We start from the raw sequence: 16,327 nt of genomic DNA, 5'->3' as shown, positions 1-16,327 counted from the left end.
GCCTCCGCGGATCGGATGGGAGGAATTTCGAGATTCTCTGAGATCGGATCCGATCCAATCCGCTGCGGGGGGTCGGCGCGAACAGCCCCCGACAGAGACGAGGACCTCATGGACCTGATCATCATCGGCCTGCTCGGCGGGCTCATCACCGGTATCTCGCCGTGCATCCTGCCCGTGCTGCCGGTGATCTTCCTCACGGGTGGCGCGCAATCGGCGTCCTATGACGGGGAGGCGGTTCCCGCGAAGCGCAGCCGCCCGTACTTCGTCATCGCCGGGCTCGTGCTGAGCTTCACACTGGTGACGCTCGCGGGATCGCTCATCCTCGGCCTGCTGAACCTGCCGCAGGACATCATCCGCTGGGTCGGCATCGCGGTCCTCGTCGTCATCGGCGTCGGACTGATCGTGCCGCGGTTCCAGCACATCCTAGAGCGGCCGTTCCAGCGCTTCGGCCAGCGTGAGGTGAAGAACCGGGGCAACGGGTTCGGGGTCGGTCTCGCTCTCGGAGCCGTGTTCGTCCCCTGCGCGGGCCCGGTGCTGGCGGCCATCATCGTCGCCGGCTCCACCGGCCAGGTCGGGGTGGGGACGGTGCTGCTCACCGTGTCGTTCGCGATCGGCGTCGCCGTGCCGCTGCTGGTCTTCGCCCTCGCCGGGCGCAGCGTCGTGGAGCGAATCCGTGCCTTCCGCACCAAGGAGCGCGCCCTCCGCATCGCCGCCGGCGTCGCGATGATCGCGCTCGCCGTGGGTCTCGTCTTCAACGTGCCGCAGGCGCTGCAGCGCCTCCTGCCGGACTACACGGCGCCGCTGCAGGAGCAGATCGCCGACTCCGAGCAGGTGCAGGATGCCCTGGATCTCGGGGGCCTGGTGAACGAGGAGAACAAAGACCTCGACCAGTGCACGAACGGCGCGACCGAACTCGAGTCCTGCGGGACCGCTCCGTCCATCAAGGGCATCCAGCAGTGGCTGAACACGCCGGACGGGGAGGGGATCGATCTGAAGGACCTGCGCGGGCAGGTCGTCCTCATCGACTTCTGGGCGTACTCCTGCATCAACTGCCAGCGCTCCATCCCGCACGTGGTGGCGTGGGACGAGACGTACCGCGACGCGGGACTGCAGGTGATCGGCATCCACTCGCCCGAGTACGCGTTCGAGAAGGATCCGGGGAACGTCGCCGCCGGTGCCCGCGACTTCGGCATCGAGTACCCGGTCGCGCTCGACAACACGCTCTCGACCTGGACCAACTACCGCAACCGGTACTGGCCCGCGCACTACCTCATCGACGCGGAGGGCACGGTCCGCCACATCTCCTTCGGCGAGGGCAACTATGCCGCGACGGAGGCCATGATCCGCGAACTGCTGCAGGACGCCGACCCCGACGTCGAGCTCCCCGCCGCCACGGACGTGAAGGACGAGACCCCCGACGTGGGGGCCACGACACGGGAGACCTTCCTCGGGTCCTCGAAGGACGTCAACTACGGCGGCGGGGACGAGTACCGTCGCGGCGACGGCAGCTTCACCTTCCCCGAAGACCAGCCCGACGACAGCTTCGCGCTGGACGGCGACTGGACCGTGGAGACCCAGTACGTCACCCCGGCGGCCGACGACGGACGCATCCGCCTCGAGTACCGCGCGGCGGAGGTGCGGATGGTCGTCGCGGGGTCTGGTGACGTCGTGGTCCGCGACGAGGACGGCGACGAGCAGACGATCCGGATCGACGGCACGCCGCGCTCCTACGGTCTGATCTCGCAGGACGACATCGCGAAGGGCACGCTCACGCTCGAGGTCCCGGCCGACGTCGAGGTCTATTCGTTCACATTCGGGTGACGTCTGCACGGGAAGAGGGAGGAGATACGGCATGCTTATGGAGATGGTCATCGATGGGATGGACGTCCCCGAGGACGGGGCGGCGCCGCAGGATGCTGTCGCCGACCTCCTCGTCCGCGTCGCCTCCGGTGATCAGGCTGCCTTCGCGGCGCTGTACGACTCCCTCTCCTCCCGTGTCTTCGGCCTCATCCTCCGCGTCCTCGTGAACCGCGCGCAGAGCGAGGAGGTGCTGCAGGAGGTCTTCCTGGAGATCTGGCAATCCGCTTCCCGGTTCGCTCCGAACAAGGGACAGGGACGGACATGGGTGATGACGATCGCACATCGACGGGCCGTGGATCGGGTGCGGGCATCGCAGTCGAGTGCGGACCGGGACGTGCGAGCCGGCTACCGAGACCTCGGCGTCGCGCACGACAGCGTGGCGGAACGGGTCGAGCTGGGCATCGAGGGTGAGCGGGTCGTCGCGGCGCTGACGGGTCTCCCGGAGGCCCAGCGGGAGGCGCTCGTCCTCGCCTACTACGGCGGTTACAGTCAGAACGAGATCGCGGCGCTCGTGGGAGCACCGCTCGGAACGATCAAGACACGGATGAGAGACGGGCTGACCCGTCTCCGCACGGCGATGGGGGTGACGGCATGAACGAGAAGGACTTCGAAGAGCTCGCGGCAGGTGCCGCGCTCCACGCGCTGTCGGCGGACGACGAGCGCCGGTACCGGCGCGCTCTCGCCGAGCATCCGGAGTGGGCGGCGACGACCGAGCGCGACGCCGAGACGGCTGCGCTCCTCGGCGACGGCGTGGCCCCCGTCGCCCCGCCCGCCGGCATCCGTGCGGCTCTGCTCGCGCAGATCGCCCAGACTCCCCAGACCCCGCACGGCGATGCATCCGCCCCGGCCCCTGATTCCCCTCGTGAGGTGCCAGAGGCCGAGAGTGTCGTCTCCGCCGACGAGCCCGCACCCCGCACGCCCCGACGCTGGACCCGGATCGCGTTCGCGCTCGCCGCATGCCTCGCGCTCCTCGTCGGCGTGGGCATCGGGGCTGTCGCTCTGAACGCCCAGCTGAACCGTCCCGCGAGCGTCGTCGCGCTGCAGGAGATCGAGTCGGCGGACGACGCCCAGCAGGCCACGGTCGAACTCGATGACGGGGCGACCGCCACGGCGCACTGGTCGGGGTCGGTCGGCAAGGCCGTCCTCGTCACGGACGGGCTGCCCGAGGTCGCCGACGGGCGGACGTACGAGCTGTGGTTCGTCCGAGGCGAAGACCCCATCGCCGCCGGCGTGTTCGACGTCGATGATGGTGAGGCCACGGCCCTCCTCGAGGGCGAGATGCAGGCGGGCGACGCCATCGCGGTCACCGTCGAGCAGGAGGGCGGCTCGCCGTCCGGGCTCCCCACCACCGACCCGGTCATCGTCATCCCGACGGCCTGAGCGTGCGGGGCGGGGCGTACCCTGGAGGGATGCCCGAGCAGCACCATCGCCCCGTGCGTCGTCCGACGAGCGCTTTCGACAACATCGTCGGCGGCCATGATCCGGCCGAGGAGACCCGTGTCGCGCACGCCACCGCGTCCGCGCTGCTGACCCGGGTCCGCCAGGACGAGAGCGGTGCGAGCGTCGAGCGTCTCATCGCCTTCACGAGCGAGCACGGCATCGACGAGATCGCGGAGCTGTGGTCGAAGGCGCCGTCGCGCACCCTTCCCGGTTCGCTCTGGCGGCTGTACGTCCTCCAGCTTGCCATCCACGGTGACCCGCGGACCGCGGCGCTCCTGTACGACCGGGGCCGTGTCGAGCTGCCGTCGTCCGATGCCGTCGTCGCCGGAGCGCCCGTGCCGGCGAGCCCCGAAGAGCTCGTGACCCTCATCGACACGATCCTCCGCGGCGCCTTCCGGGGCGATTTCGCCGTGGCGCTGGAGCGGGCGGCGGCGTTCTGCCGGGTGCAGGCCTCGGGGGCGACGCACACGGCCGACGATTACGAGCCGACGGAGCCGGCGCGGGCCAGCGAGCTCACGACCCGGGCGCTGCGGCTGAGCAGCTACGCGCAGGACCTCGCGGCGTCCGCTGCCCTGTGGCGCACCGGCGCACTGGCCTGAACCGCCTCCGGACAGAGAAAGACCGGGCCGCAAGAACGCCTCTCGGCGGAAGGCCGCTCGCAGCGGCGAAAATTGGAGCCCGGGGTTATGCGGCCCGGCCACTCCAGTGTAACGCGAGGAGGCGGGAGGTATTCCCCGCGCCCTAGGCTCGTGGCATGACCCGTCGTTTCGCTCTCATGATCGATCCCGTCGCCGCCGACGAGCAGCGCGCCGACTACGCCGAAACCTTCACGCAGGTGGACGCCGCAGCCCCGGCCCTGAGCGTCGGGGAGCTCAGCACGCAGCGGGGCGATGGCGTGTTCGAGTCCATCGGAGTGATCGACGGGCACGCGCAGGAGGTCATCCCGCATCTGGAGCGGCTGGCGCATTCCGCGCGTCTGTGCGACCTGCCGGTTCCGCACCGGGAGCAGTGGCGGCAGGCGATCCAGGAGGCCGCGTCCCAGCTCGGCCCGGGGGAGTCGGTCATCAAGCTCATCCTCAGCCGGGGGGTCGAACACGGGCCGACGCCGACCGCCTGGGTGACGGCGGCGCCCGCGGCGGATTTCACGGCCGTGCGCCGCGACGGCGTCAAGGTCGTCACTCTCGACCGCGGCTACGACCTCGGTGCGGCGGAGCGCGCGCCCTGGCTCCTTCTCGGCGCCAAGACCCTGTCCTATGCGGTGAACATGGCGGCCCTGCGCGAGGCCAAGCGCCGCGGAGCCGACGACGCGATCTTCCTGTCCAGCGACGGTTTCGTGCTGGAGGCTCCGACGGCCTCGCTGATCCTGCGCGTCGGCGACCGGTTCACGACACCGGCCCCGAACGGCGGGATCCTGCACGGCACCACGCAGCTCAGCGTGTACGACCACCTCCTCGCGCGGGGCTTCGAGGTCGGGTACGACCGCATCCCTGCCGCGGATCTGACTCAGGCGGACGCCGCGTGGCTCGTGTCGAGCGTGCGCCTCGCGACCGCCATCACCGCGATCGACGGCTCCCCGGTCCCCGTCGACACCGCCCTCACGGACGAGTTGAACGCCTACCTCCTCTCCCCGCGCGACTGAGTCCTCCTGGCCCCGGGCACGACTTCCGAGATGCAGGGCGACACGCCGTGGGCCCGGCCCCGACACCGGCGTGTGGTCGACGATCTCCGAAGCCGTGCCCGGCACGGGGCTGTCGGGGTCAGGGGCGGCGGCGCATGGTCTCGACGATGGCCCGCTCGACGAGAGGCCAGTCGTACAGGACCATCGCGTCGTCGAAGCGGAGAGTGGGGTGGCCCCAGCCGGCGGCGGTCGCGTCGCGGACCAGATCGCGGTGCCGGAGCGAGCTCTCCTCGTGGTTGGCGCGTCCGTCCGCCTCGATGATGAGCCAGTCATCGATGAGGAGGTCCACCCGGCCCGTCCCGACCACGCCAAACCTGCGTCCGCACGCGCCACCCGTAGCGTCGGATCCTCAGCCGCACGACGGATTCCAGGCCGCTGTCGGCATCGGCCCGCGAGAAGGCGATGAGGTCGCGCCCCTCGGGCCCGAGCCGGTCACCGAGACGGCGCAGCCCGACCGCATCGATGAGTCCGAGCCGCCGGGCGGACTCCAGAGCGACGAAGAACGCCTCCGCCCCACGGCAGCCGTAGATCTGCCGGAGCACGAGGGGCACCCCCGGCTGCTCGAAGGCACTGCCCGACGTCGCAGCATCCCAGTGCGTCACGCAGTCGCAGTCCTCGTGCGGATACTGATGGCGGTCGTGGTGCATCCAGACGTGCAGAGCCGTGCCGGGCGCGGAGCGCGGCATACGTCCACACCTGCGTCCCTCGCCCCGTGCACATCCCGCCATCATTCGGGCTGTCTCGGCCTCCGCGGCCGCGACCCGACTCGGTAGCCCGCCGTCTGTGGACGATCCTCCCCACTCGCGATCCGTGCAGGAGTCACGACCCGTGCGCAGCTTCGGAGATCGAAGGGGACGCGCCGCGGCCCAGGGGCGGGTGCCCGGCGTGTCGTACGGCATCTCCGAAGTCGTGCCCGGGGGACGGGGGAGGAGGCCGACAGGGTGGGTCAGCCGAAGCGGCCGGAGACGTAGTCCTCCGTGGCCTGCACGGACGGCGTGGTGAAGATGCTGGTGGTGTCGTCGTACTCGATGAGCTTGCCGGGCTTGCCGGTGCCGGCGATGTTGAAGAACGCGGTCTTGTCGGAGACGCGGCTCGCCTGCTGCATGTTGTGCGTCACGATGACGATCGTGAACTCGTTCTTGAGCTCGCCGATCAGCTCCTCGATCGCGTAGGTCGAGATGGGGTCGAGGGCGGAGCACGGCTCGTCCATCAGCAACACCTCCGGGGAGACGGCGATGGCGCGGGCGATACACAGACGCTGCTGCTGGCCGCCCGAGAGCCCGGAGCCCGGACGGTCGAGGCGGTCTTTGACCTCGTTCCACAGGTTCGCGCCGGTGAGCGACTTCTCGACGAGGTCGTCCTGCTCGCTCTTCGACATGCGCTTGTTGTTGAGCTTCACCCCGGCGAGGACGTTCTCCTTGATCGACATCGTGGGGAACGGGTTGGGACGCTGGAAGACCATCCCCACCTGGCGGCGCACGAGCACCGGGTCGACACCGGCGCCATAGAGGTCCTTGCCGTCGAGCAGTACCTCTCCCTCGACGCGGGCGCCGGGGATGACCTCGTGCATGCGGTTCAGGGTGCGGAGGAACGTGGACTTGCCGCAGCCGGACGGACCGATGAAGGCCGTGACGCTGCGCGGCTGGATGTCGAGGGAGACGCCCTCGACCGCGAGGAAGTTGCCGTAGTAGACGTTGAGGTCGTTGACTTCGATGCTCTTGGACACGTGGATTCCTATTCTGAGTGGTCGGGGCTCAGCGGCCGTTGACCTTCGGGGCGAACAGCTTCGCGATGAGGCGTGCGAGCAGGTTCAGCACCATGACGATGAGGATGAGGGTGAGCGCGGCGGCCCAGGCGCGCGCGACGGCGGCGTCCGGGCTCGTGCCCTGGTTCATGTACTGGTTGTACGCGAACACCGGCAGGGTCATCATCTGACCGTCGAAGATGTTCGTGTTGAGGCTCTGCGTGAAGCCGGCGGTGAGCAGCAGCGGGGCCGTCTCGCCGATCACACGGGAGATCGCGAGCATGACGGAGGTCATGATGCCGGCGATCGAGGTGGGCAGGACGACCTTGAGGATCGTGAGCCACTTCGGCACCCCCAGGGCGTAGGAGGCTTCACGCAGCTCGTTCGGGACGATCCGGAGCAGTTCCTCGCTGCCGCGGACGACGACCGGGGTCATCAGCACGGCGAGGGCGAGCGCGCCCATGAAGCCCATCGAGATGCCGGGACGGATCAGGAGGGCGAACACCGCGTAGATGAACAGACCGGCGACGATCGAGGGGATGCCCGTCATCACGTCGACGAAGAACGTGATGGCCTTGGCGATCTTGCCGCGGCCGTACTCGACGAGGTAGATCGAGGTCATCAGCCCGACCGGCACCGAGATGATCGTGGCCGTCAGCGTGATGAGGACGGTGCCCCAGATGGCGTGCACGATGCCGCCGCCCTCGCCGACCACGTTGCGCATCGAGTAGGAGAAGAACTCGGCGTCGAAGCGCTCGATGCCGTTCGCCACCACGGTCCACAGCAGCGAGATCAGCGGCAGCAGGGCGATGAGGAAGGCGGTGGCGACGAGCGCCGTCATGAGGCGGTCGACGGCCTTGCGGCGGCTCTCCGCGATCGAGGAGATCACGGTGATGATCACCATGTAGAGCAGGATGCCGACGATCACGGTGCCGGCGATGTTGAAGTCGGCGAGCGGGGTGTCGGAGCCGGCGGCGGCGACACCGAAGACCGCGGCGGAGACGACGAACGAGACGCCGAGGAGAGCCCAGGGGGCCCACTTCGGCAGGCGGCCGGAGGTGAGAGCGGTGGTGCTCGCGGCGGGCGGAGCGCTGGTGAGGGCGGTCATGTCAGTTCGCTCCCGAGAACTCGGCGCGGCGGGCGACGATCCAGCGCGCCAGCGCGTTGACCGCGAAGGTCACGACGAAGAGGATGAGGCCGGTCGCGATCAGGGTGTTCACGCCGGTACCGTGCGCCTCCGGGAAGGCGAGGGCGATGTTCGCCGGGATGGGCGTCGGGTTGGTGGCGGTGAGCACGAGGAAGCTGACGACCGCCGAGGGCGAGAGCACCATCGTCACGGCCATCGTCTCGCCGAGCGCGCGGCCCAGGGCCAGCATCGCCGCCGACACCATGCCGCCGCGCGCGAAGGGCAGCACGGCCATCCGGACCATCTCCCAGCGCGTCGAGCCGAGGGCCAGGGCGGCCTCCTCGTGGAGCTTCGGGGTCTGCAGGAAGACCTCGCGGCAGATGGCTGTCATGATCGGGATGCACATCACGGCGAGGACGAGCGCCGCCGTGAGGATGGTCTTTCCCGTCGCGGAGACCTGGCCGCCGAAGAACGGCACCCAGGAGGCGTTCTCGTTCAGCCACACGTACATCGGCTGCAGCAGGGGGGCGAGGACGAGGCCGCCCCAGAGGCCGAAGACCACGGAGGGCACCGCGGCGAGCAGGTCGATGATGTAGCCGAGGAAGGCAGCGAGCCGCCGGTGCGCGTAGTGCGAGATGAACAGCGCGATGCCGATGGCGATGGGGGCGGCGATCAGCAGGGCGATGAACGACGCCCAGAGGGTCCCGAAGACGAGCGGCCACACGTATACCCAGAACGACTCGCCTCGGAGGATGTGGTTGTCGGTGGTGTCGAGCTGGAACGCCGGGAGGCTCTGGATGATGAGGAAGGCGGCGACGAGCGCCAGCACGACCAGGATGATGATGCCGGCTGCCAGCGCGGTGCCGGAGAAGACCCGGTCGCCGAGGCGCTGCTTGGCCTTGATCGGTGTGGGCGGCGCCGGTGTGGGTGCCGGTGCCGTTGTCGGCTCCTGCGCGGTCGTGCTCATGATCTCCCTGCTTCGGGGGTGGAGATGGATCGGGTGCTGACCGGGCGGAGCCCCCGCGCCCGCTCGGGGACGCGGGGGCACCGTCGTCAGGGGGTCGGCAGGATCAGCCGACCTGGATCAGGTCGATCGCGGCCTGGACCTGCTCGCGCAGACCGTCCGAGATCGGGGCGCTGCCGGCGTTCTCCGCGGCGGCGTCCTGGCCCTCGGCGCTCGCGATGTACGTGAAGTACGCCTTCACGAGCTCCGCGACGTTGCTGTCCTCGTACTGCTCGCAGCCGATGAGGTAGCTGACCAGGGCGATCGGGTAGGCGCCGTCCGCGGCAGCGGCCGGGTCGACGTCGAAGACGAGGTCGCCCTCGCCGCGGCCCTCGGCGAGCGTCGAGCCCTCGACGAGCTTCGCGGCGGCCTCAGCCGAGTACGGGACGAACTCCTCGCCGACGCCCACGGCGACCTGGCCGAGGCCGTCCGCCTGGGAGGCGTCGAGGAAGCCGATGGCGCCGTTGCCGGCGGTGAGGGCCTGCTTCACGCCCGAGGTGCCCTGTGCGGCCTCGCCACCCTGGATCGGCCATTCGTCCGAGACCTCGTAGGTCCACACGTCGGGGGCCGTCGCGCTGAGGTACTTGGCGAAGGTCTCCTGCGTGCCGGAGGGGTCGGAGCGGTGCACGGGCGAGATGGCCAGGTCGGGCAGCTCGACGCCGTCGTTGAGGGCCGCGATGGCCTCGTCGTTCCAGTTGGTGATCGTGCCGGCGAAGATGCCGGCGATCGTGGCGGCGTCGAGGTTCAGCGTGTCGATGCCCTCGAGGTTGAAGGCGACCGCGACGGGCGAGATGTAGAGGGGGACCTCGACGATGTCGTCGCTGGTGCAGGCGCCGAAGCCGCCGGCGGCGATCTCCTCGTCGTTGAACGCGCGGTCGGAGCCGATGAAGTTGCTGCCGCCCTCGAGGAAGTTCTCGCGGCCGGTGCCCGAGCCGGTGGGCTCGTAGTTGACCGTCACGTCGGGGTTGGCGGTCTGGAACGCGGCGACCCAGGCCTCCTGGGCCGCGGTCTGCGAGGACGCGCCGGTCGCGTCGATCGTGCCGGAGAGCGTGGACTCCGAGGGCTCTTCGCTGGAGCCGCCGGTTCCGCCTTCGTTCGCGGCACAGCCGGCGAGAGCGAGAGCGGCGACGGCGCCGATGGCGCCGATTCGTGCGATTCGGGAGATCTTCACTGTGGATCCTTCGATCTGGGAGGGGTGAGGCCCGGTGCAGGGCACACAGTGACGCTAGGGGCGACGGTTAACGAGACTCTCCCGCGCAGGTGAACGGCAGGTGAACGAGCGGCGACTCTCTGGGGTCGATCCCAGGCGCCCCTTGGCCCCGCGGCGACGCGTCAGACCTTCGGCGCGTGGGTCTCGATCGAGATGATCCCGGAGCCGGGGTTGGTCGCCGAGACGTGCACGACGGAGAACGCGCCGGTCTCGAGGTCGGCCGCACTGCTCACGTACGAGCCGTGCACGGTCCCGGTCGCGAGGGCGATCTCGGAGAGCAGTCCGGGGAGCACGGGCCCGTGGCTGCACAGCACGGCCGGCTTGCCGGCCCGGATCCGGCGGCCGACGACGGAGCGAAGGTCGGCGACGCCGTCCTCCCACGCGTCCTGGCTGATCTTCTCGGTGAGGACCGGCTTGCGGTCCAGGGCCTCGGCGAGCGGGGTGACGGTCTGCACGCAGCGCACCGCGTCGCTCGTGACGATCTTGCGCACGCCGAAGGCGCGGAGCGGGCCGACGATCGCCTTCGCCTGCCGCTTCCCCCGTTCGGTGAGCGGGCGCGCGGCGTCGGCCTTGTCCCACTCGGAGCGGGGGAGGGCCTTGCCGTGCCGGAGCGCGATCACCGGGAAGGTCCGCAGCACGCCGTCGTCGACGAGGGCGGCGAACGCCTCGAGGATCTCCTGGTCCACGGGGTAGCTCAGCGCGGAGCGGGCCTTCTTGAGGCTGACCCACTCGAGCGCGGCGATCTCCCGGTTGGGCACGAAGGTGGACGCGCGGATCGCCGCGTCCGTGGCCTCGGCGGCCCAGTAGTGGACGACCTTCTGCTTGCGGGAGGCGAGATGATAGCGGCTGACACCGACCGGGACGCCGAGGGCGACGCGGATGCCGGTCTCCTCCTGCACCTCGCGCACCGCCGTCTCGGCGAGCATCTCGCCCGGGTCGACCTTCCCCTTGGGCAGGGTCACGTCGCGGTACTTCGTGCGATGGATGAGCAGGATGCGCAGCTTCCCGTCGACCAGCCGCCACACGACGGCCCCGGCGGCGTACACCGCCTTGTCGGACCACTTCCCGCGGGCCGCGGTCTCCGGGAGCTGGACCTGCCGCGCCGTCATCGAACCGCCCGCGCCCGTCGCCGTCGCTGGATCATCCCCATGGTCTTATCCTGCAGGTCGACGAGCGGTGTGCCGTCGGCGTCCACGGCGTGGCGCTCCCAGACGCCGCCGCGGCCGAGGTGCCACGACGAGGTCTTGTCGTCCATCGCGAGGTCGAAGAACGCGGTGAGCTCCTTGAGGTGCGCGCTGTCGGTGACCCGCACCAGCGCCTCGACGCGACGGTCCAGGTTGCGGTGCATCATGTCGGCGCTGCCGATGTACACCTGCGGATCGCCGTCGTTGTCGAACGCGAAGATGCGCGAGTGCTCCAGGTAGCGCCCGAGGATGCTGCGGACCGTGATGTTGTCGCTGATGCCGTCGAGGTCGGTGCGGAGGCTGCAGATGCCGCGCACCCAGACGTCGACCTTCACCCCTGCGGCGCTGGCCCGGTACAGCGCGTCGATGATCTCCTCGTCCACCATCGAGTTGACCTTGATGCGGATGTGCGCGGGCTTGCCGGCCTCGGCGTTGCGGCGTTCGGCGTCGATCAGGCGCACGAGCCCCTTGCGCAGGTGCAGCGGCGCGACGAGAAGGCGCTTGAACTTCTTCTCGATCGCGTAGCCGCTGAGCTCGTTGAACAGCCGCGTGAGGTCCTTGCCGACCTGGGCGTCGGCGGTGAAGAGGCCGAAGTCCTCGTAGATCCGGCTGGTCTTCGGGTTGTAGTTGCCCGTGCCGACGTGGGAGTAGTGACGGAGCATGCCGTCTTCCTCGCGGATCACGAGGGCGAGCTTGCAGTGCGTCTTCAGCCCCACGAGGCCGTACACCACGTGCACGCCGGCCTTCTCGAGCTTGCGCGCCCACACGATGTTGTTCGCCTCGTCGAACCGGGCCTTCACCTCGACGAGCGCGAGCACCTGCTTCCCGGCCTCGGCGGCGTCGATGAGGGCCTGCACGACGGGGCTGTCACCGGAGGTGCGGTACAGCGTCTGCTTGATGGCGAGCACGTGCGGGTCGCGGGCCGCCTGCTCCAGGAACGCCTGCACGCTCGTCGTGAACGACTCGTACGGATGGTGCACGAGCACGTCGGACTTCCGGATCGCCTTGAAGATGTCGGCACGGGAGCTCGACCCTGCGGGCTGGAAGGCCACGGCGGTGGTGGGCAGGTGCGGCGGATACCGCAGGTCGGGACGGTCGATCCGCGAGAGGTCGAACAGGCCGCGCAGGTCGAGCGGACCGGGGAGGCGGTAGACCTCCAGATCGGTGATGTCGAGCTCGCGGACCAGGAGGTCCATCGTGACGTCGTCCATGTCGTCGGTGATCTCGAGGCGGATGGGCGGCCCGAACCGCCGGCGCAGCAGCTCGGCCTCGAGCGCTTGGATGAGGTTCTCGCTCTCGTCCTCCTCGATCTCCACGTCCTCGTTGCGGGTGAGGCGGAACGCGTGGTGGTCGAGCACCTCCATCCCGGGGAAGAGGTCGCCCAGGTGATTGGCGATCAGCTCCTCGAGCCGCAGGAAGCGCTTGATCTCGCCCGTCGCCGGCACCTCGACGAAGCGCGGGAGCATGGGCGGCACCTTGAGGCGCGCGAACTCCTGGCGGCCGGTGCGGGCGTTCCGGATGCGGATCGCCAGGTTCAGCGACAGCCCGGAGATGTAGGGGAACGGGTGCGCCGGGTCGACCGCGAGCGGCATGAGGACGGGGAAGACCTGGGCCTGGAAGTACTCGGAGAGGGCGGAGCGCTCGTCGTCGGTGAGATCGGACCACTCCGTGATCTCGATGCCCGAGTCGGCGAGGGCCGGGCGGACGAGCTTCGTCCAGGCGTCGGCGTGGCGGAGCTGCAGGGCGTGCGCCTCGCGGGAGATGTCGGCGAGGGCGTCCACGGGGGAGCGCCCGATGTTGGTCGGGACGGCGAGTCCCGTCATGATGCGGCGCTTGAGCCCCGCGACGCGCACCATGAAGAACTCGTCGAGGTTGCTCGCGAAGATCGCCAGGAAGTTCGCCCGCTCCAGTTCCGGGAGCGACGGGTCCTCCGCGAGCTCGAGCACCCGCTGGTTGAACGCGAGCCAGCTCAGCTCGCGGTCGAGGTACCGGTGGTCGGGCAGCTGGGAGTCCGGCGCTTCGACGGCGTCGTCGAAGTCGTCGTCTTCGGCGTCACCGAGTCCGGCATCGGCGAGTGCGGGATCGATCATGGGGTACATCTAAGCACCGGCAGGTGTCGCGCGTGTGAACGGCGGTCAGCGCGAGCCGACCAGACTGTCGTCCTCATAGACGTTGAACCGGTACCCGACGTTGCGCACGGTGCCGATGATCTGCTCCTGATCGCCGAGCTTGGCGCGCAGCCGTCGCACGTGCACGTCCACCGTCCTGGTGCCGCCGAAGTAGTCGTACCCCCACACCTCGCTGAGCAGCTGCTCGCGGGTGAACACCCGAGAGGGGTGGGTGGCGAGGAAGTGCAGGAGCTGGAACTCCTTGTAGGTGAGGTCGAGCGGCCGGCCGTGCAGCTTCGCCGAGTAGGACTGCTCGTCGATCGTGACGCCGGAGGCCTGCACCCGTGCCGGCTCGGCGACCTCGTCCCGCCGCGCGAGGGCGAGACGCACCCGCGCATCGATCTCGGCCGGGCCGGCGGTCGCCAGCAGGACGTCGTCGATGCCCCACTCGCCCGACAGCGCGCTCATGCCGCCTTCGGTCACGACGAGGAGGAGCGGGGCGTCCTGCCCCGTCGCGCGCAGCAGGCGGCACAGCGACTTCGCTCCGACGAGATCATGCCGACCGTCGACGATCACGATGTCGTACTCCGGGGCGTTCACGAGCTGGGCGGGCTCCGCGGGGATCTGCCGCGTGCGGTGACTCAGCAGTTCGAGGGCGGGCAGCACCTGCTCCGAGAGCGGAGCGTTGGTCAGAACCAGCACCAGGGCCACGCGCACTCCTCACCGGCGGGGGGATCGACGCCGTGCCGCCATGATAGCGGCCGTTGATGCGCAAGAATGGAGACATGTCAGAACCGGCCCTCGCACCCCGCAACGCCTTCACCGGCGTGATCGCGGTCTGGGCGACCGCGTTCGTCGCCAGCGTCGTCATCGGGATCCTCACCCCCGAGGAGTGGCGCATCCAGTGGATGCTGGTGGGCTTCGGGGGTGTCGTCCTGCTGTCCTTCGCGGTGCAGCTCTGGTACGGACGCACACAGGGCTTCATCTTCCGCGTCGCGAGCAGCGTGACCGGCTCCCTGCTGCTGATGGGCCTCATCTCGATCGGCTTCGGTCTGGCCGCGCTCATCCCCTCCTGACCCCGATCGCCGGGGGTAAGGTGGAGGGCATGGACATCATGGCGCTCGAAATCTTCTTCATCGGCCTGTTGGGCCTGGCGAGCCTCGCGATCGTTTTCGTCTCGGCCGTGGTGCTGCGCAACCTCTTCCGCGGTCAGCGCTGACGACATCGTGATCGAGCTCCCCACCGACCTTCCCGCCGACCTCGCCCCGCTGGCGTGGTTGATCGGCGTGTGGGAGGGGACAGGCGTCATCGACTATCCGGTCGGCGACGAACGCCTGCAGGGGGAGTTCACCCACCGCGTCAGCTTCAGCCATGACGGCGGGCCGTTCCTCAACTACGCCGCCACCGCGACCTTCGCCGGAGACGACAGCACATCCGCCGTCCCGTTGACCGCCGAGTCCGGGTTCTGGCGCGTGGCGCGTCCGGCCGCGGCGACGGATCCCGGACCGGCTCTGCTCCCGCCCACGGCGACCCCGGTTGTCCGCACGGTCGACGACGTGGAGGCGCTGCGGGCACCGAACGGGGCCTTCCCGCTCGAGGTCTCGCTGGCGCGCTCGGACGGCATGCTCGAGTACTACCTCGGCGAGATCAACGGCCCGCGGGTCGACCTCACGTCGGACGCGATCGTGCGCGGCGCCGGTGCGAAGGATTACGGCTCCGCCTCGCGGATGTACGGACTCGTCGACGGTCATCTGCTGTGGGCGTGGGACATCGCCGCCCTCGGCACGCCGCTGCGGGCGCACGCGTCGGCGCGTCTCGCCCGCGTCTGAACGAGAGGACACCGGGAACATGAGCGTCTTCGATGCCGTGACGGGCGGGATCGCCGCCGACGGCGGGATCGCGCACTTCGGCGATCCGTTCCGCGAGCAGCGTCGTCTGGCCGCCGGCACCGCGATCGTCCCGCTCGACGACCGCGCCGTGATCGAGGTCTCCGGTCCCGAGCGGTTGCCCTGGCTCGACTCGATCACCTCGCAGGCGGTGGGCGGTCTGCGCGCGGGAGAGAGCACCGAGCTCCTCGTGCTCGACCCGCAGGGCCGGGTGGAGCACGCCGCAGGCGTCGTCGACGACGGCACCTCGACCTGGCTCCTCGCCGACGCCGGAGACGCCGAGGCCCTGGCCGCGTGGCTGACGCGCATGAAGTTCCGCACACAGGCCACGGTCGACCGGCGTCCCGACCTCGCGCTGCTGGGCTTCGTCGACGGGGGCCCCGCCGCCGACCGCGTGCGCGGCCTCGACGGTGTGCAGGTGTGGACGGATCCGTGGGAGCACGTCGCCGCCGGCGGCCACCAGTACGCGGCGGTGGCCAGCCACCCGGGAGCCGACCTCGCCTGGCGGGTCGGCATCGTCCCCGAGACCGCGGCGCGCGCGCTCGCCGCGGAAATCGACCGGGAGGAGGCCGCCGGTCTCCTCGCTGCCGAGGCCCTGCGCATCGCCGCCTGGCGCCCCCGCTGGGCGGCCGAGGTGGATGAGCGCTCCCTGCCGCACGAGTCGGATTGGCTCCGCAGCGCCGTGCACCTCAACAAGGGCTGCTATCGCGGACAGGAGACGGTCGCGAAGGTGCACAACCTCGGACACCCGCCGCGGCGTCTCGCCCTGCTCCAGCTCGACGGCAGCGACGCCGTGCTTCCCGACCCCGGGGCCCCGGTCTTCGCGGGCGACGAGGAGGTCGGGCACATCACCTCCTCGGCACGCCACCACGAGGACGGGCCGATCGCGCTCGCCCTGCTGTCCCGGCGTGCCCCCGTCGGCGACCTCGTGGTGCGGTCCGATGGCATCGACATCGCCGCCTCCCAGCAGATCATCGTTCCGGCGGACGCGGGCGCGACGGCGGACATCCCGCGGCTGACGCGGCTGTCGCGGCGGCCCACCGCCCCCGACCCCCGCGACACCGCCGCACGCTGAACCGCCGGGCGGC

General features: G+C 70.1%; 17 protein-coding genes. 8 read left to right on the top strand and 9 right to left on the bottom strand.

Annotation, left to right across the window (positions count from 1 at the left end; all coding sequences use genetic code 11):
- The first annotated feature begins 108 nt into the window (after positions 1-108).
- From KAF39_RS00405 to KAF39_RS00385, 5 genes are all read left to right on the top strand, one after another.
- Positions 109-1,821, top strand: a complete 1,713-nt coding sequence (locus tag KAF39_RS00405) for a cytochrome c biogenesis protein DipZ (protein WP_210675474.1) — start codon at positions 109-111, stop codon at positions 1,819-1,821.
- 31 nt (positions 1,822-1,852) lie between these two features.
- Entirely contained in the window at positions 1,853-2,455 is a 603-nt protein-coding gene (gene sigK / locus KAF39_RS00400; protein WP_187662098.1) for an ECF RNA polymerase sigma factor SigK, read from the top strand.
- A complete protein-coding gene (locus tag KAF39_RS00395) occupies positions 2,452-3,240 on the top strand; it encodes an anti-sigma factor domain-containing protein (protein ID WP_210675473.1) in 789 nt (262 codons plus the stop codon). The genes sigK and KAF39_RS00395 overlap by 4 nt, the downstream gene beginning before the upstream one ends.
- Positions 3,241-3,269: 29 nt before the next feature.
- Positions 3,270-3,899 carry a DNA-directed RNA polymerase subunit beta gene (locus tag KAF39_RS00390; RefSeq protein WP_210675472.1) on the top strand — a complete coding sequence of 210 codons (630 nt, stop codon included), beginning with the start codon at positions 3,270-3,272 and terminating at the stop codon, positions 3,897-3,899.
- A gap of 155 nt (positions 3,900-4,054) precedes the next feature.
- Complete coding sequence (locus KAF39_RS00385) at positions 4,055-4,939, top strand: aminodeoxychorismate lyase (RefSeq protein ID WP_210675471.1); 885 nt, start codon at positions 4,055-4,057, stop codon at positions 4,937-4,939.
- A 118-nt stretch (positions 4,940-5,057) separates the two neighbouring features.
- Here KAF39_RS00385 and KAF39_RS15855 read toward each other — a convergent pair whose 3' ends face one another.
- From KAF39_RS15855 to KAF39_RS00345, 9 genes are all read right to left on the bottom strand, one after another.
- Positions 5,058-5,267: a DUF559 domain-containing protein gene (locus tag KAF39_RS15855; RefSeq protein ID WP_307804982.1), complete on the bottom strand. Its 210-nt coding sequence runs from the start codon at positions 5,265-5,267 to the stop codon at positions 5,058-5,060.
- Positions 5,248-5,664 (bottom strand): hypothetical protein, encoded by a 417-nt coding sequence (locus KAF39_RS15850; RefSeq protein WP_246878192.1) that lies wholly within the window; start codon positions 5,662-5,664, stop codon positions 5,248-5,250. The genes KAF39_RS15855 and KAF39_RS15850 overlap by 20 nt, the downstream gene beginning before the upstream one ends.
- Before the next feature lie 260 nt (positions 5,665-5,924).
- Complete coding sequence (pstB, locus tag KAF39_RS00375; protein WP_025104291.1) at positions 5,925-6,704, bottom strand: phosphate ABC transporter ATP-binding protein PstB; 780 nt, start codon at positions 6,702-6,704, stop codon at positions 5,925-5,927.
- A 28-nt stretch (positions 6,705-6,732) separates the two neighbouring features.
- Positions 6,733-7,830, bottom strand: coding sequence for a phosphate ABC transporter permease PstA (gene pstA, locus KAF39_RS00370; protein WP_210675470.1), 1,098 nt, complete (start codon positions 7,828-7,830; stop codon positions 6,733-6,735).
- Between the two features lies 1 nt (position 7,831).
- The gene (gene pstC, locus KAF39_RS00365) at positions 7,832-8,815 is read right to left on the bottom strand and encodes a phosphate ABC transporter permease subunit PstC (protein WP_210675469.1); all 984 of its coding nucleotides are present in this window, start codon (positions 8,813-8,815) and stop codon (positions 7,832-7,834) included.
- A 103-nt stretch (positions 8,816-8,918) separates the two neighbouring features.
- Positions 8,919-10,022 carry a phosphate ABC transporter substrate-binding protein PstS gene (locus KAF39_RS00360; protein ID WP_210675468.1) on the bottom strand — a complete coding sequence of 368 codons (1,104 nt, stop codon included), beginning with the start codon at positions 10,020-10,022 and terminating at the stop codon, positions 8,919-8,921.
- Between the two features lie 161 nt (positions 10,023-10,183).
- Positions 10,184-11,170, bottom strand: a complete 987-nt coding sequence (locus tag KAF39_RS00355; RefSeq protein WP_210675467.1) for an NUDIX hydrolase — start codon at positions 11,168-11,170, stop codon at positions 10,184-10,186.
- Positions 11,167-13,335 carry an RNA degradosome polyphosphate kinase gene (locus KAF39_RS00350; RefSeq protein WP_210675466.1) on the bottom strand — a complete coding sequence of 723 codons (2,169 nt, stop codon included), beginning with the start codon at positions 13,333-13,335 and terminating at the stop codon, positions 11,167-11,169. The genes KAF39_RS00355 and KAF39_RS00350 overlap by 4 nt, the downstream gene beginning before the upstream one ends.
- Positions 13,336-13,380: 45 nt before the next feature.
- Positions 13,381-14,064, bottom strand: coding sequence for a response regulator transcription factor (locus KAF39_RS00345; protein WP_210675465.1), 684 nt, complete (start codon positions 14,062-14,064; stop codon positions 13,381-13,383).
- Positions 14,065-14,138: 74 nt separating this feature from the next.
- Between KAF39_RS00345 and KAF39_RS00340 the strand changes: the two genes are divergently transcribed.
- From KAF39_RS00340 to KAF39_RS00330, 3 genes are all read left to right on the top strand, one after another.
- Positions 14,139-14,429 (top strand): hypothetical protein, encoded by a 291-nt coding sequence (locus tag KAF39_RS00340; protein WP_210675464.1) that lies wholly within the window; start codon positions 14,139-14,141, stop codon positions 14,427-14,429.
- A gap of 150 nt (positions 14,430-14,579) precedes the next feature.
- Positions 14,580-15,182, top strand: a complete 603-nt coding sequence (locus tag KAF39_RS00335) for an FABP family protein (RefSeq protein ID WP_210675463.1) — start codon at positions 14,580-14,582, stop codon at positions 15,180-15,182.
- Between the two features lie 19 nt (positions 15,183-15,201).
- Positions 15,202-16,314: a folate-binding protein YgfZ gene (locus KAF39_RS00330; RefSeq protein ID WP_210675462.1), complete on the top strand. Its 1,113-nt coding sequence runs from the start codon at positions 15,202-15,204 to the stop codon at positions 16,312-16,314.
- Positions 16,315-16,327 lie beyond the last annotated feature (13 nt).

The organism is Microbacterium sp. BLY (assembly GCF_017939615.1).
Lineage (GTDB): Bacteria > Actinomycetota > Actinomycetes > Actinomycetales > Microbacteriaceae > Microbacterium.
This window is presented reverse-complemented; position numbering and strand designations above follow the sequence as displayed.

Coding starts and splice junctions, on each gene's coding strand:
- KAF39_RS00405 (WP_210675474.1), top strand. CDS start 109: ATGGACCTGATCATCATCGGCCTGCTCGGCGGGCTCATCACCGGTATC.
- sigK (WP_187662098.1), top strand. CDS start 1,853: ATGCTTATGGAGATGGTCATCGATGGGATGGACGTCCCCGAGGACGGG.
- KAF39_RS00395 (WP_210675473.1), top strand. CDS start 2,452: ATGAACGAGAAGGACTTCGAAGAGCTCGCGGCAGGTGCCGCGCTCCAC.
- KAF39_RS00390 (WP_210675472.1), top strand. CDS start 3,270: ATGCCCGAGCAGCACCATCGCCCCGTGCGTCGTCCGACGAGCGCTTTC.
- KAF39_RS00385 (WP_210675471.1), top strand. CDS start 4,055: ATGACCCGTCGTTTCGCTCTCATGATCGATCCCGTCGCCGCCGACGAG.
- KAF39_RS15850 (WP_246878192.1), bottom strand. CDS start 5,664: ATGCCGCGCTCCGCGCCCGGCACGGCTCTGCACGTCTGGATGCACCAC.
- pstA (WP_210675470.1), bottom strand. CDS start 7,830: ATGACCGCCCTCACCAGCGCTCCGCCCGCCGCGAGCACCACCGCTCTC.
- pstC (WP_210675469.1), bottom strand. CDS start 8,815: ATGAGCACGACCGCGCAGGAGCCGACAACGGCACCGGCACCCACACCG.
- KAF39_RS00355 (WP_210675467.1), bottom strand. CDS start 11,170: ATGACGGCGCGGCAGGTCCAGCTCCCGGAGACCGCGGCCCGCGGGAAG.
- KAF39_RS00350 (WP_210675466.1), bottom strand. CDS start 13,335: ATGATCGATCCCGCACTCGCCGATGCCGGACTCGGTGACGCCGAAGAC.
- KAF39_RS00340 (WP_210675464.1), top strand. CDS start 14,139: ATGTCAGAACCGGCCCTCGCACCCCGCAACGCCTTCACCGGCGTGATC.
- KAF39_RS00330 (WP_210675462.1), top strand. CDS start 15,202: ATGAGCGTCTTCGATGCCGTGACGGGCGGGATCGCCGCCGACGGCGGG.